This window comes from Streptomyces griseoflavus, from assembly GCF_014649995.1.
GTDB classification, from domain to species: Bacteria; Actinomycetota; Actinomycetes; order Streptomycetales; family Streptomycetaceae; genus Streptomyces; species Streptomyces griseoflavus.
Genome location: NZ_BMUC01000010.1, coordinates 145,802 through 168,482, shown reverse-complemented (window position 1 = coordinate 168,482; position 22,681 = coordinate 145,802). Strand labels below are relative to the sequence as shown.

The 22,681-nt window shown below is 73.7% G+C and carries 19 protein-coding genes and 1 pseudogene; 7 read left to right on the top strand and 13 right to left on the bottom strand.

Annotation, left to right across the window (positions count from 1 at the left end; all coding sequences use genetic code 11):
• Nucleotides 1-3: 3 nt before the first annotated feature.
• Nucleotides 4-453: a nitroreductase family deazaflavin-dependent oxidoreductase gene (locus IE172_RS21755; RefSeq protein ID WP_190098953.1), complete on the bottom strand. Its 450-nt coding sequence runs from the start codon at nt 451-453 to the stop codon at nt 4-6.
• Nucleotides 454-552: 99 nt separating this feature from the next.
• Nucleotides 553-931: pseudogene (locus IE172_RS34640) on the bottom strand (lysine transporter LysE); the annotation flags it as partial.
• Between the two features lie 168 nt (nt 932-1,099).
• On the opposite strand from IE172_RS34640, the gene IE172_RS21750 reads away from it, so the two are divergent.
• Nucleotides 1,100-1,624 (top strand): flavoprotein, encoded by a 525-nt coding sequence (locus tag IE172_RS21750; protein WP_190098952.1) that lies wholly within the window; start codon nt 1,100-1,102, stop codon nt 1,622-1,624.
• Nucleotides 1,625-1,735: 111 nt separating this feature from the next.
• On the opposite strand, the gene IE172_RS21745 is transcribed toward IE172_RS21750, so the two are convergent.
• On the bottom strand, nt 1,736-4,114 hold the full coding sequence (locus IE172_RS21745; RefSeq protein WP_190098951.1) for a SpoIIE family protein phosphatase: 2,379 nt from the start codon (nt 4,112-4,114) through the stop codon (nt 1,736-1,738).
• A gap of 232 nt (nt 4,115-4,346) precedes the next feature.
• Between IE172_RS21745 and IE172_RS21740 the strand changes: the two genes are divergently transcribed.
• The 4 genes from IE172_RS21740 to IE172_RS21725 all read left to right on the top strand — a co-directional run bounded on the left by IE172_RS21740 (nt 4,347) and on the right by IE172_RS21725 (nt 9,589).
• Nucleotides 4,347-6,590, top strand: a complete 2,244-nt coding sequence (locus IE172_RS21740) for a glycoside hydrolase family 9 protein (RefSeq protein WP_190098950.1) — start codon at nt 4,347-4,349, stop codon at nt 6,588-6,590.
• A 178-nt stretch (nt 6,591-6,768) separates the two neighbouring features.
• Nucleotides 6,769-7,014, top strand: coding sequence for a hypothetical protein (locus tag IE172_RS21735; protein ID WP_103541942.1), 246 nt, complete (start codon nt 6,769-6,771; stop codon nt 7,012-7,014).
• Nucleotides 7,015-7,017: 3 nt separating this feature from the next.
• The gene (locus IE172_RS21730) at nt 7,018-7,395 is read left to right on the top strand and encodes a toxin Doc (protein ID WP_189556372.1); all 378 of its coding nucleotides are present in this window, start codon (nt 7,018-7,020) and stop codon (nt 7,393-7,395) included.
• A 550-nt stretch (nt 7,396-7,945) separates the two neighbouring features.
• A complete protein-coding gene (locus tag IE172_RS21725) occupies nt 7,946-9,589 on the top strand; it encodes an RICIN domain-containing protein (protein ID WP_190098949.1) in 1,644 nt (547 codons plus the stop codon).
• Nucleotides 9,590-9,872: 283 nt separating this feature from the next.
• On the opposite strand, the gene IE172_RS21720 is transcribed toward IE172_RS21725, so the two are convergent.
• Nucleotides 9,873-11,042, bottom strand: a complete 1,170-nt coding sequence (locus tag IE172_RS21720; RefSeq protein ID WP_190098948.1) for a lactate 2-monooxygenase — start codon at nt 11,040-11,042, stop codon at nt 9,873-9,875.
• A gap of 88 nt (nt 11,043-11,130) precedes the next feature.
• Nucleotides 11,131-11,829, bottom strand: a complete 699-nt coding sequence (locus IE172_RS21715) for an alpha/beta fold hydrolase (protein ID WP_190098947.1) — start codon at nt 11,827-11,829, stop codon at nt 11,131-11,133.
• 407 nt (nt 11,830-12,236) lie between these two features.
• Between IE172_RS21715 and IE172_RS21710 the strand changes: the two genes are divergently transcribed.
• Nucleotides 12,237-12,671, top strand: a complete 435-nt coding sequence (locus IE172_RS21710; RefSeq protein WP_190098946.1) for a subtilase-type protease inhibitor — start codon at nt 12,237-12,239, stop codon at nt 12,669-12,671.
• 148 nt (nt 12,672-12,819) lie between these two features.
• Here IE172_RS21710 and IE172_RS21705 read toward each other — a convergent pair whose 3' ends face one another.
• From IE172_RS21705 to IE172_RS21695, 3 genes are read right to left on the bottom strand one after another with little or no spacing between them, the layout of a single operon-like run.
• Entirely contained in the window at nt 12,820-13,017 is a 198-nt protein-coding gene (locus tag IE172_RS21705) for a CDGSH iron-sulfur domain-containing protein (protein WP_125501900.1), read from the bottom strand.
• Complete coding sequence (locus tag IE172_RS21700) at nt 12,998-13,627, bottom strand: HemK2/MTQ2 family protein methyltransferase (RefSeq protein WP_190099084.1); 630 nt, start codon at nt 13,625-13,627, stop codon at nt 12,998-13,000. The genes IE172_RS21705 and IE172_RS21700 overlap by 20 nt, the downstream gene beginning before the upstream one ends.
• Nucleotides 13,628-13,673: 46 nt before the next feature.
• Complete coding sequence (locus tag IE172_RS21695; RefSeq protein ID WP_190098945.1) at nt 13,674-14,687, bottom strand: iron-containing redox enzyme family protein; 1,014 nt, start codon at nt 14,685-14,687, stop codon at nt 13,674-13,676.
• Nucleotides 14,688-14,767: 80 nt separating this feature from the next.
• On the opposite strand from IE172_RS21695, the gene IE172_RS21690 reads away from it, so the two are divergent.
• Nucleotides 14,768-15,376, top strand: coding sequence for a flavodoxin family protein (locus IE172_RS21690; RefSeq protein WP_190098944.1), 609 nt, complete (start codon nt 14,768-14,770; stop codon nt 15,374-15,376).
• Nucleotides 15,377-15,418: 42 nt separating this feature from the next.
• Here the strand turns inward: IE172_RS21690 and IE172_RS21685 are convergent, their stop codons facing one another.
• From IE172_RS21685 to IE172_RS21665, 5 genes are all read right to left on the bottom strand, one after another.
• Complete coding sequence (locus IE172_RS21685) at nt 15,419-15,598, bottom strand: hypothetical protein (protein ID WP_190098943.1); 180 nt, start codon at nt 15,596-15,598, stop codon at nt 15,419-15,421.
• A 30-nt stretch (nt 15,599-15,628) separates the two neighbouring features.
• Complete coding sequence (locus IE172_RS21680) at nt 15,629-16,639, bottom strand: Ppx/GppA family phosphatase (protein ID WP_190098942.1); 1,011 nt, start codon at nt 16,637-16,639, stop codon at nt 15,629-15,631.
• Between the two features lie 95 nt (nt 16,640-16,734).
• Nucleotides 16,735-19,560 carry an NHLP bacteriocin export ABC transporter permease/ATPase subunit gene (locus tag IE172_RS21675; RefSeq protein WP_190098941.1) on the bottom strand — a complete coding sequence of 942 codons (2,826 nt, stop codon included), beginning with the start codon at nt 19,558-19,560 and terminating at the stop codon, nt 16,735-16,737.
• Nucleotide 19,561: 1 nt separating this feature from the next.
• Nucleotides 19,562-21,784, bottom strand: coding sequence for an NHLP family bacteriocin export ABC transporter peptidase/permease/ATPase subunit (locus IE172_RS21670; protein ID WP_190098940.1), 2,223 nt, complete (start codon nt 21,782-21,784; stop codon nt 19,562-19,564).
• A complete protein-coding gene (locus IE172_RS21665; protein WP_190098939.1) occupies nt 21,781-22,590 on the bottom strand; it encodes a DUF2118 domain-containing protein in 810 nt (269 codons plus the stop codon). The genes IE172_RS21670 and IE172_RS21665 overlap by 4 nt, the downstream gene beginning before the upstream one ends.
• Nucleotides 22,591-22,681: the final 91 nt, after the last annotated feature.

Below are 22,681 nucleotides of genomic sequence, written 5' to 3'. Positions count from 1 at the left end.
CCGTCAGCCCTGCTCGTGCCGTTCCAGCACGAAGAGCGGAATCTCACGGTCCGTCTTCTTCTGGTACTCGGCGTACATCGGGAAGGCCGCGACGGCGCGCTTCCACCACTCGGCCTTCTCCTCCCCGGTCACCTCACGGGCCGTCATGTCCCACTTCCCGGGCCCGTCCTGGAGCTCGACATGCGGGTCGGCCTTGATGTTGTGGTACCAGACCGGGTGCTCGGGCGCCCCGCCCAGCGAGGCCACCGCCGCGTAGCGCCCCTCGTGCTCGACCCGCATCACCGGGGTCTTGCGCAGCTTGCCGCTCCTGGCACCCCGGCTGGTCAGCACGACGACCGGCTGCCCCGTCTGCTGCAGGGTCGTCCCCTGCGTGCCGCCCGAACTCTCGTACAGCTCCACCTGCTCGCGCACCCACCGCGTCGGGCTGGGTTCGTACTCCCCTTGCAGAGGCATGGCATCCGTCCCATCGTCGTCGTGTACTCAGCCGAGTCGATCATCAGTGGAACACCGCCGCACGCGGGATTCATCCGGACCACGCGGTTTTTGAACAGGTGCCGCCGCCGCGCACACGGCCCGCTCCGCGGGCCCGCCCTGGGAGCCGGGCACGAGCGCCGCGAACCCGAGCACGGTGGGGGTGGCGCGTGCCGGACTCACGGGCGCCGCCCCCGCGCGCGGGACGAGCCGATGGTCCCGGTACCGCCGTACGGCGGTCGCCGCGCCCCACGCCGCCAGGGCCGGCAGCACCGGCACGCAGACCCGGCGCAGCAGCCCCGGCACCGGCCCCGGCGCCGCCGCGCGTGCCGAGCCGCCGAGTAGGGCGGCCAGGTCGTACAGTCCGTCGGCCGTGGCGACGCCGAGGGCCGCGCGGGTACGTTCCGACGGCGCCCACGGGGATCGCGATGCCGTAGCCGGCGAGCAGCGCGGCCCTCACGAGCGCGACAGCGGCGGTCCTCCCCGGGGGCCGGACCGCTGCTGTCGGCCCGCGGCGGACGCGGCGGCGGACAGCGGCACCGGGAGTGCACGAGGGCTCGTGGCGGGATCCTGAGCCCGCCCCGGCAGACGGGACATCGGTCTTCGCGGGGATGGTCAGGGTTCCCCGGTGACCGAGAAGCCCTTCCTCTACGTCGTGGTCTGCGCCGCGGGTGTCGCCTGCGACGTCAGCAAACTGATCGCCCGCGCCCAGGAGCGGGGCTGGGACGTCGGTGTCATCGCGACGCCCCTCGCCCTGAACGGTTTCTTCGACGCCGCCGCCGTCGAGGCGCAGACCGGCCGGCGGATCAGATCCGCCTGGCGCAGCCCGGGCGATCCGCGCCCCTTCCCGGCCCCCGACGCCGTGGTGGTCGCACCGGCCACCTTCAACACCGTCAACAAGTGGGCGGCCGGCATCGCGGACACGCTCGCCCTCGGCACCCTGTGCGAGGCCACCGGTCTCGGTGTGCCCGTCGCCGTCCTGCCGTGCGTGGCCGGCGCGCTGGCCGCCCATCCCGCCTACCGGGACAGCCTCACCCGGTTGCGCGGCATGGGCGTGCGCTTCGGCGATCCGTACGAGGGCGGGACCGAACGGGACGGCGGGCGGGCCGAGTTCGGCTGGGAGCGGGCGCTGGACCTGCTGCGACCGGAGTGACGCACCCGGCTCCGGGCGCCCGCCGGCGCAGCCGCTCACCCCGCGCCGACGGCCGGGCTCCCGCGTCGGTCCGGTGGGGTGACGAGCGGGCGGCCGACGGCCGCCCCGAGGTCACGCCTCGTCCGTCAGGGACAGCTCCGCCCAGATGGTCTTGCCGTCGGCCGTGTGCCTGCTGCCCCAGCGCTGGGTGAGCTGGGCGACCAGCAGCAGCCCCCGGCCGCCCTCGTCCCAGGTCTTGGCCCGGCGCAGATGGGGTGCGGTGTGGCTGGTGTCGGACACTTCGCAGATCAGCGTCGAGGCGTCGTGGATCAGCCGGAGCCGGATGGGCGGGGCGCCGTACCGGATGGCGTTGGTGACCAGCTCGCTCACCACCAGCTCCGCCGTGAACGACGCCTCGGTGAGCGCCCAGGCGGCCAGCTGGTCGAGGGCCTGCTTGCGGATCGGGGCGACCAGCGCCGGATCGGAGGGGATGTCCCAGGTGGCGACCTGTGAGGACGGCAGCCCGTGGATACGGGTCAGCAACAGGGCCACGTCGTCCCCGGCGCCGCCCGGCGCGAGCACCGACTGCAGCACGCGGTCGCAGGTCTCGTCGAGCGGGCCGGCGGCGCCGGACAGCGTCTCGCGCAGCAGCGCGTACCCCGCGTCGCGGTCCCGCCCGGGGGACTCCACCAGTCCGTCGGTGTAGAACGCCAGCACCGCACCGTCGGGCAGTTCCAGCTCGGCCGACTCGAAGGGCAGTCCGCCCACGCCCAGCGGCGGGCCCGAGGGCAGGTCCAGGTGCCGGGCCGTGCCGCCCGGCGGGATCAGGACCGGTGCCGGGTGTCCGGCCCGGGCGAGGGTGCAGCGGCGGGACACGGGGTCGTACACCGCGTACAGACATGTCGCGCCGACCTCGCTCTGCACCGGGTCGCCGCCCGACTCCTGCGCCAGGTGGTGGACCAGGTCGTCGAGGTGGGTCAGCAGTTCGTCGGGCGCCAGGTCGATGTCCGCGAGCGTGCGCACCGCGGTGCGCAGCCGGCCCATCGTCGCGGACGCCTGGATGCCGGATCCGGCCACGTCCCCCACCACCATGGCCACCCGCATCCCGGACAGCGGGATCACGTCGAACCAGTCACCGCCCACACCGGAGCGCGCCGCGGGCAGATAGCGGGTGGCCGCCTCCACGGCGGCCGTGTGCGGCAGGGTGCGGGGGAGCAGGCTGCGCTGGAGGGCCAGCGTGGTCTCGCGCTCCCGGGAGTAGCGGCGGGCGTTGTCGATGCAGACCGCGGCGCGCGCCGTGACCTCCTCGGCGAGCAGCACGTCGTCGTGGGTGAACGCCTCGGGGTGGCTGAAGCGGGTGAAGGCCGCGACGCCGAGCGTGGTGCCACGGGCCTGCAGCGGCACCGACAGGATCGAGTGCACTCCGTGCTCCCGGATCTCCCGGGCCCGCTCCTCGTCCGCGGCGAGCCACGGGTCGAGCTCGCCCGAGGACATCGAGGCCATGATGCTGTGGCCCGCGATCAGCGAGTCGGCGTGCGGCGCGGCAGCCGGGTAGACGACCAGCTCACCCGTCTCGACGGTCGCTTCGGGATCGCCCGGGGTGCGGGACCGGTGGGCGACCCGGCGCAGCGACACCGGAGTGGTCCGCGGCTGGACGGGCTCACCCCCGGGCTCGTCCGGCTCCAGCAGGTCCACGCTGACGAAGTCGGCCAGCGCCGGTACGCAGACCTCCGCCAGCTCCTGCGCCGTACGGGTGACGTCCAGGGTGGTGCCGATGCGCATGCTGGCCTCGTTGACCAGTTGCAGCCGCTCGCGCGCCCGGAACTGCTCGGAGAAGTCGTGGGCGGTGACGCACACGCCCCGCACCCGCCGGGACCCGTCGGTGAGCGGCGCCAGCCGGGCCAGCCAGGCGTGCGCGCGGCTCTCGCTCGTGGCCTTCATGTACGTCTGCATCTCGTGCGGCCGGCCGGTGCGCAGCACCTGGTCCAGGTGCCGCTCGAGCTCGCTGTGCTGCACCCGTCCGCCGACGTCCGTGGGCCGCAGCCCGCGCAGGTGGTCGGCCGGCAGTCCGAGGAGGTGCGCCATGGCGTCGTTGACGCCGCGCAGCCGCAGCGCCCGGTCGAAGACCATCGCGGCACAGGGCGACTGGTACACGGCAGCCCTGACCAGCGGTTCGTCGGGCAGTTCGTGATCCGAGGCCTCCAGCGGGGTGACGACGAGCCAGTCGCCCGGGCCACCGTCCGCCGGAAGTCTGTGGTGGGCGAGCACCCACACGGTGACGGTGCCGCCGTCGCGGTGCCGCAGCGCCAGGGTGCCGCTCCAGCGGTCGGCCGGCAGCGGGACGGAGGCCGACCCCTCGGCCAGCAGGACGGCGGCCGGCCGGCCGACGACCTCCTCGGCCGTGTGTCCCAGCAGCAGGCGCGCGCCCTCGCTCCACCGCGCGAGCGTGCCGTCGGCGGCGATGACGGCCCTGGCCGTCACGGCATCGTCGAACGGGTCGTCCGGCCTCATCGTCGCCACTCCATCGCGCACACTCACCGTGAACCGGTGTATCGCCAGAGCCCCAGCCTAGTGCGTCCGGGCCCCGCGCGAACGCGAACGCGGCACGGGAGCCGACCGTCACCAGTCCCGTCCCACCCGTTGACGGGTCGTCACCACAGCCACAACCATGGTCCGCGCACGGAGATGGGAGCGCTCCCAAAGTGCGCTCCGGAGTCCCGCACCTCCCCAGAGGAGCCCAGACGTGAACCGACGCAGAACCGCTCTGCTGTCCCTGACCGGCCTGTTGGCGACCGCCCTCACCGCGCTGCCCGCGGCCCCCGCCGGGGCCGACGAGGTCGAGCAGGTCCGCAACGGAACCTTCGACACCGGCACCGACCCCTGGTGGGCCTCCGCGAACGTCACCGCGGGCCCCTCCGAGGGCCGGCTGTGCGCCGACGTCCCCGGCGGCACCACCAACCGCTGGGACGCGTCCGTCGGCCAGAACGACATCACCCTGGTGAAGGGCGAGTCGTACCGCTTCTCCTTCCAGGCCACCGGTTCTCCCGCGGGCCACGTCGTTCGGGCGATCGTCGGCCTGCAGACGGAGCCGTACGACACCTACTACGAGGTGTCCCCGCAGCTCAGCGTCTCGGGGGACACCTACTCGTACACCTTCACCTCGCCCGTCGACACCGCGCAGGGGCAGGTCGGCTTCCAGCTCGGCGGCAGCGCGGACCCCTGGCGGTTCTGCGTGGACGACGTGTCCCTGCTCGGCGGCGTCGCGCCGGAACCGTACGAGCCCGACACCGGCCCCCGGGTCCGGGTCAACCAGGTCGGCTACCTGCCCTCGGGGCCGAAGAACGCCACCCTGGTCACCGATGCCGTCGAGCGGCTGCCCTGGCGGCTCACGGACGACCGCGGCCGGGTGGTCCGCAAGGGCTGGACGGTGCCGCGGGGCGTGGACGGCTCCTCCGGGCAGAACGTCCACTCGGTCGACTTCGGCTCCTACCGGGGGCGGGGGACCGGCTACACCCTCACCGCGGACGGCGAGACCAGCCGGCCCTTCGACATCGACGCGCGCGCCTACGAGCGGCTGCGGCTCGACTCGGCCAAGTACTACTACACCCAGCGCAGCGGAACGGAGATCCGCGACGACCTGCGCCCCGGATACGGACGCCCCGCCGGACACGTCGACGTGGCTCCCAACCGGGGCGACGGAGCGGTCCCCTGTCAGCCGGGCGTGTGCGACTACACCCTCGACGTCACCGGCGGCTGGTACGACGCCGGGGACCACGGCAAGTACGTCGTGAACGGCGGCATCAGCACCTGGGAGGTGCTCAGCACCTACGAACGCGCCCGGCACGCCCGCACGGGCGAGGCGGACAAGCTCGGCGACGGCACCCTGAACATCCCGGAGAGCGGCAACAAGGTCCCGGACATCCTCGACGAGGCCCGCTGGGAGTTGGAGTTCCTGCTGAAGATGCAGGTGCCCGACGGTGAGCCGCTGGCCGGCATGGCCCACCACAAGATCCACGACGAACAGTGGACCGGGCTGCCGCTGCTGCCGAGCGACGACCCGCAGAAGCGGGAGCTGCACCCGCCGACCACCGCCGCCACCCTGAACCTCGCGGCCACGGCCGCGCAGGCGGCCCGCCTGTACCGCTCCTACGACAAGGAGTTCGCGGCCACGGCGCTGGCGGCCGCGCGCAAGGCATGGACCGCGGCCCTCGCCCACCCGGACCTGCTCGCCGACCCCGACGACGGGATCGGCGGCGGGGCCTACCCGGACGACACCGTCTCCGACGAGTTCTACTGGGCGGCCGCCGAGCTCTACCTCACCACGGGGGAGCGGCGGTTCGAGGAGTACGTGCTGAACTCCCCGGTGCACACCGCCGACATCTTCGGCCCGACAGGTTTCGACTGGGCGCGCACCGCCGCGGCCGGCCGGCTCGACCTCGCGACCGTGCCGAACCGGCTGCCCGGCAGGGACAAGGTCCGCCGCTCCGTGATCGAGGGCGCCGACCGCTACCTGGCCACGCTGAAGGCCCACCCGTACGGCATGCCGTACGCGCCCGCCGGCAACCTCTACGACTGGGGCTCCAGTCACCAGGTGCTCAACAACGCGGTCGTCCTCGCCACCGCCTACGACCTCACCGGCGCGGCGAAGTACCGCGACGGCGCGCTGCAGAGCATGGACTACGTCCTGGGCCGCAACGCCCTGAACATCTCCTACGTCACCGGCTACGGGGAGGTCAGCGCGCAGAACCAGCACAGCCGCTGGTACGCCCGCCAGCTCGACCCGGACCTGCCGAACCCGCCCGCGGGAACGCTCTCCGGCGGACCGAACTCCAGCATCCAGGACCCCTTCGCCCAGTCGAAGCTGCAGGGCTGCGTCGGCCAGTTCTGCTTCATCGACGACATCCAGTCCTGGTCGACCAACGAGCACACGATCAACTGGAACGCGGCACTGACCCGGATGGCCTCCTTCGTGGCCGACCAGGGCTGATGCCGGCACCGCGGGCCGGCGGCCGCCGGCCCGCGGGAGGCACCCGCGGCCCGCGACACGTCGATCCGGCGTGTCGCGGGTCCGGAGGCACCCTTGTGGGTGGTCGTTCGGTACCCCTGCGGGTAGCCCTTGACCTGCGAGTATTTACGAGTAAGTACCCGAGCGGTACCGTGTGGGCATGCCTGCTCTCAACGTGGAGTTCAGCGACCGCGAGCTCGAGGACCTGCGGCAGATCGCCAAGGAGCGCGGTACGTCCATGAAGGCGCTGGTGCGCGAGGCGGCCGCGGCCGACATAGCCCGCCACCGCGCCCTGCAGGAGGGCGCGGAGGCCTTCCGCCGGTTCTTCGCCTCCCACAAGGACGAGTTCGCCGCCGCCTTCCCGGACGACGAACCTCCCGCCAAGGGCGAGGGGCGGGCCGCCTGACCGATGGCACCCGTGCTGCACATCGACGTGCCCTGGCTGCTCCAGCGCCACGAAGAGGTCCTTCCCGACCAGCCCACCGTCAACGACTTCTCCGCCCTGGTCGCGGCCGTCGCCCGGCATCGCGTCGACCCGCCCCGGCTGGGTGTGGACTCCGATCCGGCCTGGCGGGCGGCGGCCCTGCTGCACACCCTGGCCGTGCTCCGGCCGCTGCCCTCGGCCAACGCCCGCTTCGCCTGTTCCACCGCCGTGGCGTACATGTTCGTCAGCGGAGTCGGCATCGACCCGCCCTACGGCGCCCTGGTCGATCTCGCCCGTGACCTGATCTCCGGCGACGCCGATGTCTACGCCGCGGCCGACCGGCTGCGCTCCTGGCAGATCTGACACCGCGCCGGACGGGGCCGCGCGCGGTGCCCGCTCCCTCGGGGCCGCCGGCCGGGCGCGCCGGAGAGCCGCCGGCCGCGGGCACGGCCTCCGGGCAGGGCCGCGGCCGGCCGACCACGCACCGGCGTGCGCCGGGAGCGCGCGCGGAGTCCCGGCGCGGGCGCGGCGTGCGCACGGGGTGCGGGGCGCGTGCCGTCCTCGCGCGGGTGAGCGACGTGAGGCAGCCGCGCCGCTCCGGATGTGCACCAGGGAAAAACGCAGATCGAAAGCCGGAGCGACCGCTTGCCGCCGCCCTTCTCTTTCTGACTTTCTGTCAACGCGGGGATGTTGCCCCACCGCCTTGTTGGCCGAGCGCCGGTTGTGCGAGAGTGAGCCACCCGCGAGGGGGTAAAGGCCGGGGACGCACGAGAGTTGAGGAACCGGATCCGATTCGCCACGGGTGAATTCGCGCCCCCCGCGCCACGCCAAAGAGGTATGCACCGATCGGGCTTCCTTTTTCGGTGTCGGAATCGCTCGAATGTCACATGCGCTGTGGGAAGGAACCATCTCAGTGCACACCCCCCACCCTCCTCGACCTCCCTACCCGCCCCCGGGCGGGGATCCCGGGGAATCCGACGAGGCCCTCGCCACGCGGTTGCGGGGCCGGCCGGAGGGCGAAGCCGCCCACTCCGTCGCGCTGCTGACCGCGCGGCACTGGCGGCCGATGCAGGACTACGCGGCCGTCTGCCTCGCCTCGTCGGGACAGACGGCCGCCATGGTCACCGCCGCCGCCCTGCACCGTGTTCTGGGCCGGGTCGCCGTGGGCGAATCGGCCGTCGCGCTGCGGCCCGTCCTGCTGGTCGGAGTGCGGGACACGGTCCGGGAGTGGGCCGCCGACGACCGAATAGCCGGAGTTCTGCCCGGTCTGCAGAAACCGGCCGGCGGACGCGGCATGCGCGCCGCGACGACCATGACGCCGGAAAACCGCTCACTCGCCCAACGGGCATTCCGGTCCCTGCCCGCACTCGCGCGCTGTTTGCTCTGGCATGCCGAGGTCGAGGCCGAGCCGATTTCCGTACCGGCCGGTCTGCTGGGCATGGATCCCGACATCGCGTCGGGCGCACTCGAACAGGCGCGGGACACTTTCCGTCAGAATCTTGTCCACGCCCATCTGGAACTGGCACCGACGAAGGACTGCGGCTTCTACAACCGTCTCCTCGACGTGCCCATCCGCCGGGGCGGGGCCCTGCTGCCGGACGTCCGCAGGCATCTGGCCGAGTGCCGCTACTGCCGGAACGCGGCCGAACAACTGAGCCACTTCGAGGGCGGGCTGGGCACGCTGCTCGCCGAGGCCGTGCTCGGCTGGGGCGCCCGGCGCTATCTCGACTCGCGTCCGGGGCGTGCGGCGGCGGGCCCGCGCGGTGGCCGGGCCGTCCGCCGCGGGCGCCGCGGCGGCGACGGGGAGTCCGGCGGCGGCCGGCACCGTCTGCTGGCCCGGCTGCCCGTCCCCGACCGTCTCGCCGGCATCGCCCTGCCGGATCCGGTGCGCTCCACCAGGACCCTGTTCACCGGCCTCGGCGCGGTGTCCGCCGGGATCCTGGTGAGCGTGCTCATCGCCGGGCCCTCCACACCGGACGGCGGCGCGGCCGACCCGACGGGCTCCACCGGCGCGGTGGGCGGGCGTGCGGCCGTACCGTCCGCGTCCCCTCCCGGCGCCGCCGGACTGCCGAGCGCGCCGGGGCGCACCCGGCTGCGCAACATCGCCTCCGGCCTCTGCCTCGACACCCGGGGCGAGCCGCGGGACGGCTCGGGCACCCGGCTCGCGGAGTGCTCCTCGGCGTGGACCCAGCAATGGACGTACGAGGACGACGGGTTGCTGCGCAGCGTCGCGGACCCCGGTCTGTGCCTGGACTCGCACAAGGACGCCGGTGTCGTCGTCCTGGGGACCTGTGCCGAACCCGGCGACCCACGCCGTGACGACGTGCGCTACGACCTCACCCTCCAGGGGGAACTGCTGCCCCGCTGGGACGACCAGCTGGCCCTCCTCCCCGCCACCCCTGACGCGAACGCCGACATCGTCGTCAAGGTACGCGACCGGACGGTGAACCAGCGCTGGGCGGCCGAGTCCGTGGGCACCGGCACGGACTCCCTCTCCATCACGGGCACGGACATCCCGCCGGCCCGGCAGGCGAGGCTGCCGGAACCACTGGCGTGACGGCGCCGACGGCCGGGACGGGACCCTCTCGGGAAGTGGTCCCGTCCCGGCCGTCGACCCGGCGGCGGCCCGAGGTGCCCGGCAGGAGCCCGGCGGGGCCCACGAGCTCGTGACGGCCCCGGCGGCCGGCGCGAGGGCATCGCGGCCGCTGCGGACGGGGGAGCGAGTCACCGGGGCGGTGCGGGTGACGTGCCGCGCAGTCGGCGCGTTCCACGCGCCGCGCCCCTGGCCCCGAGCCGCGTGCTCGGACCGGCCGTGCCGGGGAGTGACGGCCCGCTGCGGGTCAGTGGCCGGTGTGCGTGAGGTCGCCGGGGCCGGGCGTGGCCGGTGTGGAGTGACCCGACAGCGCCAGGGTGAGGTCGAGTTCGGCGAGCAGGCAGCGGATGACGTGCTCCACGCCCGCCTGCCCGTCGAGGCCGAGCCCGTACACGTACGGGCGTCCCAGGAGGACCGCCCGGGCGCCGAGCGCCAGTGCCTTGAAGACGTCGTCGCCGGTGCGGACCCCGCTGTCGAACAGCACGGTGAGCCGGTCGCCGACGGCCTCCACCACGCCGGGCAGCGCGTCCACGGCGGCGATCGCCCCGGCCACCTGGCGGCCCCCGTGGTTGGACACCACCACACCGTCCATCCCGGCGTCGGCGGCGAGCCGGGCGTCGTCGGGATGGAGCACGCCCTTCAGCACGATCGGGCCGTCCCAGTTCTCCCGCAGGAACGCCAGGTCCGGCCAGGACTTGGCGGGGTCGGCGAACATGCCGACGAAGTGCATGACCGCCGCGTCGCGGTCCTCGTGCACCGGCTTGGCCAGCCCCGCCCGGAACGCCGGGTCCGAGAAGTAGTTGGCGGTGCCCACCCCGTGCAGGAACGGCAGATACGCCCGGTCCAGGTCGCGCGGGCGCCAGGACAGCAGGGGAGTGTCCAGGGTGACGACCAGCGCGGTGAACCCGGCGGCCCTCGCCCGCTCCAGGAAGCTCCGGGCCACCTCCACGTCCTTCGGCCAGTACAGCTGGAACCAGCGCTCCGCCTCGCCCATCGCCTCCGCGACCTGCTCCATGGGCGTGCTGGAGGCGGAGGACAGCACGAACGGCACACCCTGCGCGGCGGCGGCCCGGGCCGCCGCGCACTCCGCGTCCGGGTGCATGATCGACAGCACCCCGACCGGCGCCAGCGCCAGCGGTGCCGGCAGGGCACGGCCCAGCACCTCCACCGACAGATCACGCTCGTGCACGTCCCGCAGCACGCGCGGGACGATCCGGTGGCGGTCGAGCGCGGCGCGGTTGGCGCGGGCGGTGCTGCCGTCCCCGGCGCTGCCGGCGACGTACCCCACCGGGCCGGGGCCCAGCCGCTGCTCGGTCAGCTCCTCCAGCCGGGTCAGATCGGTCGGCAGCCGGGGCACGGCGCCGGTCATCCCGTTCAGGTAGATCTCGTACTGGAAGTCGGCCCAGTGCTTCGCCATCCGTCCCGCCCCGTCTCCTCCGGCTCTGTCGTCCCGCGCATACTCGCCGGTATGCGCGGGCCGCGTCCAGTACGGGACGACCCCGGCTTCAGCGGCCCGCGGCCGCCGCCTCGTGCAGGACCCGCGCCAGCTCCCCCGGGCGGGAGAACATCGGCCAGTGCCCGGTGTCCATGGTCACCAGCTCCCAGCGGCGGCTCCGCAGCGGTTCCGCCGCGGCGGGCGGGGGCTCGTCGCCGTCGAGGAGGCACTTCACGTACGTCGCCGGCAGCTCGGTGACCGGCCGGTCGAGGACGGCCGCCTCGGTGAGCGTGGCGCCGGGGTGCGGGGTCGATCCGCCGACGATGCGCGCGATCTGATCGTCCGTCAGCCCCTGCCCGGCGAAGTCGTCCGGCCCCGCCGGCGGCCAGAAGCCGTCATGGGCCTCGACGGCCCGCCGGACGTGGTCGCTGGGCCAGCCCGAGAGGAACGACTCCCCGTCGACCGGGAGGGCGGCGTCGACGAACACCACCCGCCGCAACCGCTCCCCGATCCGCACGGCCGCCTGGCCGACCGGGATCCCGGAGTAGCTGTGCCCCACGAGGACGACGTCGCGCGGGCCGAGGCGCTCCACCTCGTCCACGATGTCCTGGACATGCGTGTGCTGACCGGCCGGCACGCCCCGCTTCTCGGCGAGGCCGGACAGCGTCAGGGGATGGGCCTCGTGGCCCGCCGCCCGCAGCTCGGCCGCCACCTCGTCCCACGCCCACGCCCCGAGCCACGCACCGGCCGCCATCACGAATCGAGTCATGCCCGCACCGTAACGACGGGCACTGACAACGCCGCTGACCGCGGCGGGCGGGAAGCTCCGTCCGCCGGTGCGCGGGCGGACGCGCGATGACCACTGCGCGCTGCTTCCGTGAACACGAGACGTCACGGAACGGTCCGCCGAGAGCGGATCCGGAATGTTTCAGGCCGATTAATGAACAGGGGGAAGTCGGCCATCTGGCCACTTCGCATGTGCGACGCCCGCCCGGTTACCGGGCCGAGCCCTCCGCACGCCGTCGCTTCACGCCACTGATTCAACACGCAATGTTACCTGAATCTGCACATCCGATGTGAGTTTCCGCCGCGGACTCGGCAGACTCCGGCACGCCGGTCCGGCACCACCGAGCCCGGGCCGGCGACCCGACGAAACGAAGCGGAAGGATGCACACAATGCGGAACACCGCGCGCTGGGCCACCGTCCTCGGCCTCACGGCCGCAGCCGTCTGCGCACCCCTGTCCGGGGTCGCGCTGGCCGCTCAGGGAGACGCCCCGTCCGCGCTCTACGCCCCCTCGGCCCTGGTGCTCACCGTGGGCCACGGCGACAGCGCGGCAGCCGTAACGCCGGAACGCGCGGTCACCCTGACCTGTGCCCCCGGCCCCTCGGGCAGCCACCCGGCCGCGGCCTCGGCCTGCGCGGACCTGAACGGCGTCGGCGGCGACTTCGACGCGCTGACGATGCGGGAAGGCGTCTTCTGCACCCAGCAGTACGACCCGGTGGTCGTCACCGTCGACGGCGTGTGGCAGGGGCAGCGCGTCTCCTACGAGCGGATCTTCCCCAACACTTGCGTGATGAACGCTCACGGATCGAGCGTCTTCGCGTTCTAGACCGGGATCGCACGGTTCCCGTGACCGCGCGGCGGCCCGCAGATTTGGGGAGTGCGAGCCCCCACGCGGAACGTGCGATCTCGCGGAAGGAGGCCGGCGGGCGGAGTGGGGCCGCCCGCCGGCCTCCGGGACGTCCACGGGCCGCGGCTCACGCCCGGTCGCGGTGGCTGGTGTCGCACCACGGATAGCGGCGGCTGCGGCGACAGGTGCACAGGGCCACCCGGAAGCGGTCGGAGGACACGACCGTACCGTCCTCCAGCTCCACCTCCACCGGACCCTCCAGCAGCAGCGGCCCCTTGCGCTGCACGGTGACCCGCCGCGGGGCGTCAGACGGGGAGTTCGGCACGGACCACCACCAGCTCCTCCTCGTGCTCCGCCGGGGGCAGCAGCCCCCGCTCGCGCAGCCACTTCTCGCGCTCCTGGAGCACCGGCCCGAAGGCGATGCGCCGGCGCCGGGTGACCGCGGCCTTCATCCCGGCCGACCGCAGCAGACCGAGCGTCGCCTCCGGGTCGCTGAGCGCGGACTGCACGAGGAGCAGGACGCCACCGGGCCGCAGCAGCCCGGGGGCCTCCCCGCAGATCCGGTTCAGCACCATCCTCCCGTCGCCACCGGCGTCCCAGGCCCGGGCGGCGCCGCGCGGCAGCCTGTGGCCCCCCGGCGCGGGGACGTACGGCGGATTGGCGAGGATCAGGTCGAACGACCGCCCCCGCACCGGATCGAACAGATTGCCGTGGTGGACCCGCACGGTGACCCCGGCCCGCAACGCGTTCATCCGCGTCGCGCACACCGCCCGCCACGACACGTCGACCGCGGTGACGCGGGTGCCGCGCCGCGCGGCGGCCACCGCCAGCGCGCCGGACCCGGTTCCCACGTCGAGCACGTCGGCGCCCGGCGACACGGGCTCCTCGAACAGGGCGCCGGCCAGGAGTTCGGTGTCCTCTTGAGGGGCGTACACGCCCGGTGGTACGAGTGATTTCACAGCCCGCCGAGTACCCCGGTGCTCAGGAGGTATGGGTGGACTTCTGATCCAGGGGTGTCCGCAGGCCGGAGCGGCCGGCCCGCCAGTCCGCCAGCAGGGCGTCACCGAGCAGGTCCTCGGTGAACACCGTCGCGTCCACACCGAAGGCGATGTCGGGGGCCAGATGCGGCTCGTCCTCCAGCAGTCCGCCGATGACGTCGTGGCGCACCACCTGCTCGTGCACCGCGTCGGCCTCCACGTGCTCGTCGTAGAAGTGCTCGGCCGCCGGGCCCGCGCCCGTCCGCCGCATCGCCTCCGCGAGCCGCCGGGAGCCCGGCGAGGAGGTGATCTCGACCGTCGCGAAATGGCCCACCAGGGCGCCCCTGAGGGAGCGGTGCAGGCCGAAGAGCGACATCAGGTTCACCACCACGAGAAGCTCGGCGCGGGCGGCGTCCAGGTAGCGGCCGTACGTCGTGTCCAGGCCCAGGTCGGTCATCAGGTCGGCGAACAGGCGGGCGTGCACCCGGTCGGCGCGGCCGCCCCCGTACTCGTCGAACTCGACGGCCGCCATCGCCGCCTTGGCCCGACCCCGCAACCGGGGCAGGACCCAGGCGTGCGGGTCGGCCTCCTTGAGGTGGTACAGCGACCGCAGTGCGGCGTACTCGCGCAGGTGCCACAGCTCGCCCTTGTCGCGCAGGAAGTGACTGACGCCGGTGCCGTCGACCGGCTCCACCAGGATCCCGGCGAGCGCGTCGTCGACGGTGTCGTGCCGGCGGGCGTCCGCGCGGAGCGCGCCGAGGAAGCGCCGCTCCAGGGCGGCACGGGTGCGCAGCAGCTCCGGGTCCCATTCCAGGTCGGGGGCGACGCCCGCGAAGCCGCGGTAGTGCAGTTCGTAACAGAGGTACAGGGCGAGCTGGAGGTCGTCGCCGTACACCGGGGCCGCGTCGACGTCCCGCTCGGAGGGGAGCGGGCCGGTGCCGCGCAGATGGTCCTGAACGGCGCTGCTCACGGGGCCGCGCGGCGCGGGCAGCAGGGGTTCGTCTCGGAGGTCTTCCATGGGGCTCCGGGTACCCGGACGGCGCACGGAAACCCCTCACCGTGTGGCAGCGAGGCCTCCACGGGGTACCCCATGCCGGTATGAAGGCACTAGTGATCAACTGCACCCTGAAGAAATCGCCGGAGACGTCCAACACCGAGGCGCTCTTCCGCACCGTCACCGAGCAGCTGGAGAGGGAGGGCGTGCAGGTCGACGTCGTCCGCGCGGTGGACCTGGACATCGCACCGGGAGTGGTCAGCGAGGCCGTGCACGAGGGCGACGACTGGCCGGAGGTGCACCGGAAGATCCTCGCCGCGCGGATCCTGGTCATCGCCACCCCGACCTGGCTCGGCCAGCCCTCCTCGGTGGCCAAGCGCGTCCTGGAACGCATGGACGGGATGATGTCCGAGACCGACGACGCCGGCCGCCCGGTCGCCTACAACAGGGTCGCGGGCGTGGTCGTCACCGGCAACGAGGACGGCGCGCACCACGTCATCAGCGAGGTCAGCGGCGGGCTCCAGGACATCGGCTACACCATCCCCGGCCAGGCGTGGACCTACTGGAACCAGGGGCCCGGCCCCGGACCGAGCTTCCTCGAGGGCGGCAGCGGCCACGACTGGTCCCGCAAGACCGGCCGCGCCATGGCGGCCAACCTGCTGGGCGTGGCCCGGGCCCTGGAGGCCCGTCCGCTCGGTCCGCCCCCGCAGTAGGGGCCGGTCCCCCCGGCCCGGCCCCTGGGCGCGGGGTTGGGTTCAGCGGTCGCCTCGCGACTCCTCCTGCGCCTCGGTGCTGGGCGTGACGGCGTCGCCCGCCTCGCCGGGCTCCCCGCGGGCCGCGCCGGAGTCACGGGTGCGGCGCCCGGCCTCCTCGACCTCGTGCAGCACCTCCTCGGCGGCCGTCCGGGGCTTCTCGCGGTCGTCCTGCTCGGACATGGTGTCTCCCTTCGTCGTGTGAATCCCGGATCACCCGCGCGCGGTGGCGACGCGCAGGGGTACGGGACCGGTGCCGGCCGCCTCCTTCTCGTGGAGGCGGGTGATCTCCGCCCACCAGGACGGGCCGTCCTCGAGATGACGCAGCAGCACCCCCTCCCGCAGCGCCCAGGGACAGATCGTCACCGTCCGCAGCCCGGTCAGCTTCATCGCCGTGTGCGCCACCACCGCGCCCGCCAGGCTCTGCACGGAGCGCGGCGCGGAGATGCCGGGCAGCCGGGCGCGGTCGACGGCCGGCAGGGCGGCCAGCCGGTCGACGGCCCCCCGCAGATCGGCGCTGCGCAGCTCGCGCTCCACGAACGGCCCGTGCCGTCCGGGCGAGGCCCCGCACAGCCGCCCCAGCTGCTGGAACGTACGGGAGGTGGCGACCGCCGTGCGGGGCCCCTCCCAGCGGATCCGGGCCGCCACGTCACGCAGCTGGTGGCGCACACGGCGGCGCAGCGCCCGCACCCGCTCCGCGGCGGGCGGGTCCTGCTCCTCGAAGTACTCGTGCGTCAGCCGGGCCGCGCCCAGCGGCAGCGACGCCGCGAAGTCGGGCAGCCGGCCCCGCCCGAAGGCGACCTCCATCGACCCCCCGCCGATGTCCAGCATCGCCAGCGGCCCGCACCGCCAGCCCATCCAGCGGCGCGCCGCGAGGAAGGTGAGCTCCGCCTCGACCTCGCCCGGCAGGGTGCACAGTTCCACGCCCGTGCGCTCCCGGACCGCGCCCAGCACCTCCAGCCGGTTCGGGGCGCCGCGCACCACGGCCGTCGCGAACGCCAGCGGGCCGGCCGCCCCCCAGCGTGTGGCGGCCCGGTCCGCGGCGGCCACGGCGTCCACCAAATCCTCCACCGCTCGCCCCGGCACCGGTTCGCCCGGTGCGACCTGCTCGGACAGTCTGAGCCGCCACTTGGACGTGTGCACCGGAAGCGGAGCACCGCCCTCCGTGTCCGACACGACGAGTCTGACGGTCTTCGATCCCACATCCACCACGCTGGTCCGCATGGCCCGTGGGTACCCCGTTCACCGGTCCGGTCAACGGAGCGGCCGCCACGGAGGCCGGGGACCGGGACCGGCCACGGGAGAGGACCCACGGCGGCTCACGCCAGCTGCCGCCGCACCAGCTCGTGCAGCCGGCCGCCGGTGTCGGCGAGCAACCGGGCGGGCGGTCCCTGCTGGACCACCTTGCCGCCCTCCATCACCACCACCCGGTCCGCGTCCAGGACCGTCGACAGCCGGTGCGCGATGACGATCCGGGTCGCCTCCAGGGCCTTGGTGCTCTCGATCACCGTGCGCTGCGTCCGGTTGTCCAGGGCGCTGGTCGCCTCGTCGAAGAAGAGGATGCGGGGCCGGCGGATCAGTGCCTGGGCGATCATCAGCCGCTGCCGCTGCCCGCCGGAGACAGCGCCGCTGCCCGAGACGATGGTGTGCAGCCCCATCGGCATCCGCCGGATGTCCTCGGCCAGCCCCGCCATCTCCGCCGCCGCCATCGCCTCCTCCGGCGTGTATGGTTCGGCACCGCGGATCACGTCGAGGACGGAGCCGGTGAACGGCTGCGCGTGCTGGAGCACCACACCGCACTGCCGGCGCACCGCCGACTGGTCCAGGGCGGCCAGGTCCTGCCCGTCGTAGAGGACACTGCCGGACACCGGCCGGTCGAAGCCGATGAGCAGCCTCAGCAGCGTGGACTTGCCGCAGCCGCTGGGGCCCACGACCGCCACGAACTCGCCCGGCCGTACCTCGAAGGACACGTCGTCCAGGACCAGCGGGCCGTCGTCGGAGTAGCGGAAGGACAGCCGGCGCGCCTCGACCGCCCCGGTCAGCGGGCCCGGCCGGGTGCTCGCCGCGCGCACCTCGGGCGTGGCGTCCAGCACCGGCCTGATCTGCTCGAACAGCGGCAGCGCGGCGACCCCCGAGACGAACGCGCCGGTCAGCTGGGTGACCGAGGTCAGCACCATCGTCACCGACGTGTTGAAGGTGAGGAACTCCGCCGCCGTCATCGACCCCCGGGCGGGACCCGCCAGCAGCATGAACATCGCCAGGGTGCACAGCGGCAGGTAGACCGCGCCGAGCACCGCCGTCAGGTTCTTGATCCGGCCGGCCCGCTGCTGCAGCTCCCGGCTGCGGGCGAACTCCGACGCCCAGGCGGCGTACGCGTAGTTCTCCGCCGCGGCCACCCGCAGCTTCGGCAGCCCGCGCAGGGTCTGGAAGGCCTGATTGTTCAGCTTGTTGGTGAGGACCACCAGGCGGCGCTGCCAGCGCACCTGCCACAGTCCGAGCCCCAGGAACACACCCGCGACGACCACCAGCATCCCGATCGCCGCCAGCGCCATCGGCACGCTGAACCACAGCAGGACACCGAGGTTCACCGCCCCCACGGTGACCGCCTGGGCCACCGTGGGGGCCACCCCGGCCAGCAGCCGGCGGATCGCGCTGATGCCCATGGCCGCGCTCGCCAGCTCACCGGTGGACCGCTCGGTGAAGAAACGGGTGGGCAGCCGCAGCAGCCGGTCCCACACGGCGGGCTGGAGCGTGGCCTCCACCCGGCCCTCGAGCCGCAGCAGGGTGAGGTTCTGCAGCAGCATGAAGGCGGCGGCCACCACACTGCCGATGATCACCGCCAGGCACACCTGCGCGATCAGCCCGGTCTGCGCCCTCGGCACGAACTCACCGAGCACCTTGCCGGTCGCCAGCGGCACCAGCGCCCCGATCGCCACGGTCACCAGGCCGCTCAGCAGCAGACCGGTCAGATCACCGCGCGTGCCGGTCATGCAGAACCGCAACAGCCGCAGCGGACTCGGCCGCCGCTCGGGCAGCGGACGGTAGAACATCACGGCGCGGGGCTCGAACTCCTCGGCGTTCGCCCGCTCGACCGGCGTCTCCCGGCCGGTCGCGGGATGCACCGCCACATAGCCGCCGCGCCGCCACAGCAGGGCCACCGGTGCCCCCGACAGCGCCCGGTGACCCACCAGCGGACCGGTGTCCTCCCGCCACCATCGGCCCTGCAGCCGCACGACGCGGGTCCGCAGACGGGAGGCCAGGGCGATCCGCTCGACCGGGTCGAGACGGTCCGCGCCGGTGCCCGACTGCGCGGCCGGCGCCAGGGAGATCCCCGCCGCGCGCGCCACCAGCTCGCAGGCCGCGTACGTGGCGTCCGCGTCGGTCGCCGTCGCGCGCTGTCCCGGCGGCTTGCCGATGGCGGCGAGCAACGTCCGGTCGGCCCGGGCGCGCACCGCCTCACCGGCCCTGATGCCCTCCGCGGTCCGTGCCTCATGGGTGTGTTCCAGCTGTTCGATCCACCGGTCCAGCGTGGTCATCAGCCGGTACTGCTGGTCGACCATGCTCTGCCACAGCGCCGGATCCAGCAGGAGGTCGGCCGCCGTCTCCGCGCCGTACAGCGAGCCGTACTGCACGCTGCCCGGCGGCACCTGCATCCAGAACACGTCGTCGTCGCCGGGCGCGGCGGAACGCTCCGTGGCCATCGGTGCCTGGAACAGCACCGCCAGGCCGCGGCCCACGCCCAGGGCGAGGGCGTATTCCAGAGGGCTCGTGGTGGGCGGCACGTACTGCGGGTTGCCGTACTCGTCGTACGACCAGGTCCGGGTGCTCGCCGGCTGGTACAGCTCGCGCAGTCCGATGCGGTGCACCACGCAGTCCCGCAGCGGACGCGCCACCAGCGTGTGCGCCGGACCGGCCGGCGGACCCAGCACCAGGGAACCGGCCTCCAGCCGGCCCAGATGGTGCCAGTGGCCCTGCTGCTCCGCGTCCACCGCGAACAGGTCCACCCCGCCGGACGCGATCAGCCACAGCACCTGCGGCCCCTCAAGGTCCAGCCGGCCGGACCCGGAGCAGTCGATCGGCGTGCCCAGCGATCCGAGCGCTCCCAGGACGAGGTCGCCGCCCCGGCCCTCGTGCACGGCTGTCATCTCATCGCTCCCTGACCAGCGCCGCGTACGCGCCGCCGCGCGCCACCAGTTCCTCGTGCCGTCCGCGCTCCACGACCGTGCCGTGGTCCAGGACGACGATCTCGTCGCTGTCGCGCACCGTGCTCAGCCGGTGCGCGATCACCACGCAGGCACAGCCGCGCCGGCGCAGGTTGTCCATCACCACCCGTTCCGTCTCGGCGTCCAGCGCGCTGGTCACCTCGTCCAGCACCAGGATGCTCGGCCGGCGCACCAGCGCCCGGGCGATCTCCAGCCGCTGGCGCTGACCGCCGGAGAAGTTCCGGCCGTCCTGCTCGACCGGACTGTGGATGCCGCCGGGCCGGCGCGTGATCACGTCGTGGAGCGCCGCGTCCCTGAGCGCCTCCACCACCGCCTCGTCCGGGATCGACGGGTCCCACAGCGTCACGTTGTCGCGCACCGTGCCCTCGAACAGGAACACGTCCTGGTCGACGAAGGACACCGACGCGGCCAGCGCCCCGCGCGGGATGTCCTCGATGCGCCGCCCGTCGATCCGGATCACGCCCTCCCAGGGCGTGTACAGGCCGGAGATCAGCCGCGACACCGTGGACTTGCCGCTGCCCGAGCCGCCCACCAGCGCCACCTGCTGCCCCGGCCCGACGGTCAGGTCGAAGCCGGTGAGCAGCGGTTCGTCCAGCGGGTTGTAGCCGAAGGCGAGGTTCTGCAGCTCGACGTGTCCGTGCAGCCGGCGGGTGGACTCCCCGGCGCCCGGACGGCCGTAGAGCGGGTCCGTCCGGAAGTTCTCCACGTCCTTCAGCCGGGCCACGTCCGCCGCGAAGTCCTGGATGCGGCCCGCGACGCCGTTGAGCCGGGTCAGCGGGGCGGTGAACCGGGTGACCAGCGCCTGGAAGGCCACCAGCAGACCGACCGACACATACCCCTCGACCGCGCGCAGACCGCCGATCCACAGGATCAGCGCGCTGTTGAGCGTGGCGAGCGTCGGCGCCACGATGCCGAGCCACGCCGTCGGCACCCCGAGCCGCTGCTGTTCCTCCAGGGTGGTGGCGTGCTGCCCGGCCCACTTGCGGAAGTAGCCGTCCTCCCCGCCGGTCGCCTTCAGCGTCTCGATCAGCTGCAGACCGGTGTACGCCGTGTTGGTGAGCCGCGCGGTGTCCGCCCGCAGCTTCGCCGTACGGGTCGCGCGCAGCCGGACGACGACCCGCATCGCCACGATGTTCAGCAGTGCCACTCCGATGCCCACGAAGGTCAGCTGCGGGTCGTACGTGTACAGCAGCACCGCGTAGAGCACGACCACCAGCGCGTCCACGCCCGCCGCCGACAGGTCGCGGGACAGCGTCTCGGCCACCGCGTCGTTGGACTGCAGCCGCTGCACCAGGTCGGCCGGGCTGCGCTGCCCGAAGAACGTCACCGGCAGCCGCAGCAGGTGGCGCAGGAAGCGGGCGCTGGACAGGGTGGAGGAGATCAGCCGGCCGCGCAGCAGGTTGCCCTGCTGGAGCCAGGTCAGCACCAGGGTGAGCAGCACACAGGCGCCCATCGACGCGAACAGCACGTCCAGCGTCGAGGTCCGGCCGCCGATCAGGAAGTCGTCGATGAAGGTACGGCTGAGCCCGGGCACCGCCGCGCCCACGGCCACCAGCAGCAGGCTGGACAGCACCACCGCGGGCATGGTGCCCGCGGTGCCGCGCAGCCGGGCCGGCATCGCGCCGAGCACGCCCGGCTTGCGGCCGCCCCGGGTGAAGCCCTCACCGGGCTCCATCACCAGCACGACACCGGTGAAGCTGCCGTCGAACTCCTCCATGGGCACGAATCGCCGCCCCTTGCCGGGGTCGTTGATGTACACCCCGCGGCGGCCGAACCGGCGGCCCATGCCGTCGTAGACGACGTAGTGGTTGAACTCCCAGAACAGGACCGCCGGTGCCGTCACCCCGGCGAGCGCGGCCAGGTCCATCTGCATGCCCTTGGCGGTCAGCCCGTAACCGCGCGCCGCCTTCAGCAGGTTGCCGGCGCGCGAGCCGTCCCGCGAGACACCGCAGGCGATGCGCAGCTCCTCCAGCGGGACGTGGCGGCCGTAGTGGGCGAGCACCATGGCCAGCGAGGCGGCGCCGCACTCCACGGCCTCCATCTGGAGCACGGTGGGTGTGCGCACCGGCCTCGCACGGGACGTGGGCACCGTGCGCTTCGGCGGTGCGGCCCGGCGTCTGCCGCGGGTCTCCCGGGCGGTGCTCACGGCAGCAGCCAGTCGACGGGCCGCCGGTCGGCCAGCCGGACCGAAGCGGTGGCCAGGGTCATCGAGGTCAGCCCGAACGGCGGACCGTCCGCGGAGGACCACACGTAACCGCTCTTCGTGGCCGGCGACTTCTTCAACTCGACCGTGACGGCCACCGGCCTGCCCTCCTCGGTGAACTGTTCGCCCAGCTGGGCGTCCCCGAGGAACGCGGCGATCTGCCGGGCCGACTGGACCGACCGGTCGACGGACGTCACCTCACCGCGCAGCACGCCGTACTCCTGGCTCGGCACCGACTGCACCGTGAGGTCCACGGAGGCGTGGGCGGGAATGGCGGCGGCGCTCTCGGCGGGGACGTACACCGTCGCCCGCAGCGGCGCTCCGGCGCGGGGGACCTTCTCCACGGCGGCGACGTTCGCGCCGGTGGAGATGATCTGGCCGGTACTCGCGGCGAGTGCGGTGACGCGGCCCGCGTCGAGGGTACGGACGATCTCGTCGTCGCCCCGCGCGGTGCGCACCTCCAGGACGGGGGAGCCGGCGGGCAGCCGCGCGCCCTCCTTCGCGTGGACGGCGGTGACCTGCCCCGCGACCGGGCTCTGCAGCACGTAACTGCCCTGCCCGTACGTCAGGACGGCGGGCGCGCCGACGGTGGAGGTCACCGACCCGGTCACCGCCCACACCGAGGCCGCCGCCATCGCGATGACGGTCACGGAGAACACCAGCCAGCCCTGCGGGCGGGCGAAGCGGACGGGGAGATCGAGTTCCTCGGGGGACTGGAGCTTGGCGAGGGCCTGCTGGCGGAACTGCACGGGTCTTGCCTCACCTGGACGGACTGTGCGTGGTGACGGGGAACTTCACACGCACCACGGAGTCCCGGAGCCGGGGGGCGGCTCCGGGACT

Bases quoted from the DNA above. Each gene is read 5' to 3' on its own strand.
- IE172_RS21710 (WP_190098946.1), top strand. From the start codon at position 12,237: ATGCGGAACACCGCGCGCTGGGCCACCGTCCTCGGCCTCACGGCCGCA.
- IE172_RS21755 (WP_190098953.1), bottom strand. From the start codon at position 453: ATGCCTCTGCAAGGGGAGTACGAACCCAGCCCGACGCGGTGGGTGCGC.
- IE172_RS21675 (WP_190098941.1), bottom strand. From the start codon at position 19,560: ATGACAGCCGTGCACGAGGGCCGGGGCGGCGACCTCGTCCTGGGAGCG.
- IE172_RS21685 (WP_190098943.1), bottom strand. From the start codon at position 15,598: ATGTCCGAGCAGGACGACCGCGAGAAGCCCCGGACGGCCGCCGAGGAG.
- IE172_RS21745 (WP_190098951.1), bottom strand. From the start codon at position 4,114: ATGAGGCCGGACGACCCGTTCGACGATGCCGTGACGGCCAGGGCCGTC.
- IE172_RS21715 (WP_190098947.1), bottom strand. From the start codon at position 11,829: ATGACTCGATTCGTGATGGCGGCCGGTGCGTGGCTCGGGGCGTGGGCG.
- IE172_RS21730 (WP_189556372.1), top strand. From the start codon at position 7,018: ATGGCACCCGTGCTGCACATCGACGTGCCCTGGCTGCTCCAGCGCCAC.
- IE172_RS21690 (WP_190098944.1), top strand. From the start codon at position 14,768: ATGAAGGCACTAGTGATCAACTGCACCCTGAAGAAATCGCCGGAGACG.
- IE172_RS21720 (WP_190098948.1), bottom strand. From the start codon at position 11,042: ATGGCGAAGCACTGGGCCGACTTCCAGTACGAGATCTACCTGAACGGG.
- IE172_RS21680 (WP_190098942.1), bottom strand. From the start codon at position 16,639: ATGCGGACCAGCGTGGTGGATGTGGGATCGAAGACCGTCAGACTCGTC.
- IE172_RS21735 (WP_103541942.1), top strand. From the start codon at position 6,769: ATGCCTGCTCTCAACGTGGAGTTCAGCGACCGCGAGCTCGAGGACCTG.
- IE172_RS21695 (WP_190098945.1), bottom strand. From the start codon at position 14,687: ATGGAAGACCTCCGAGACGAACCCCTGCTGCCCGCGCCGCGCGGCCCC.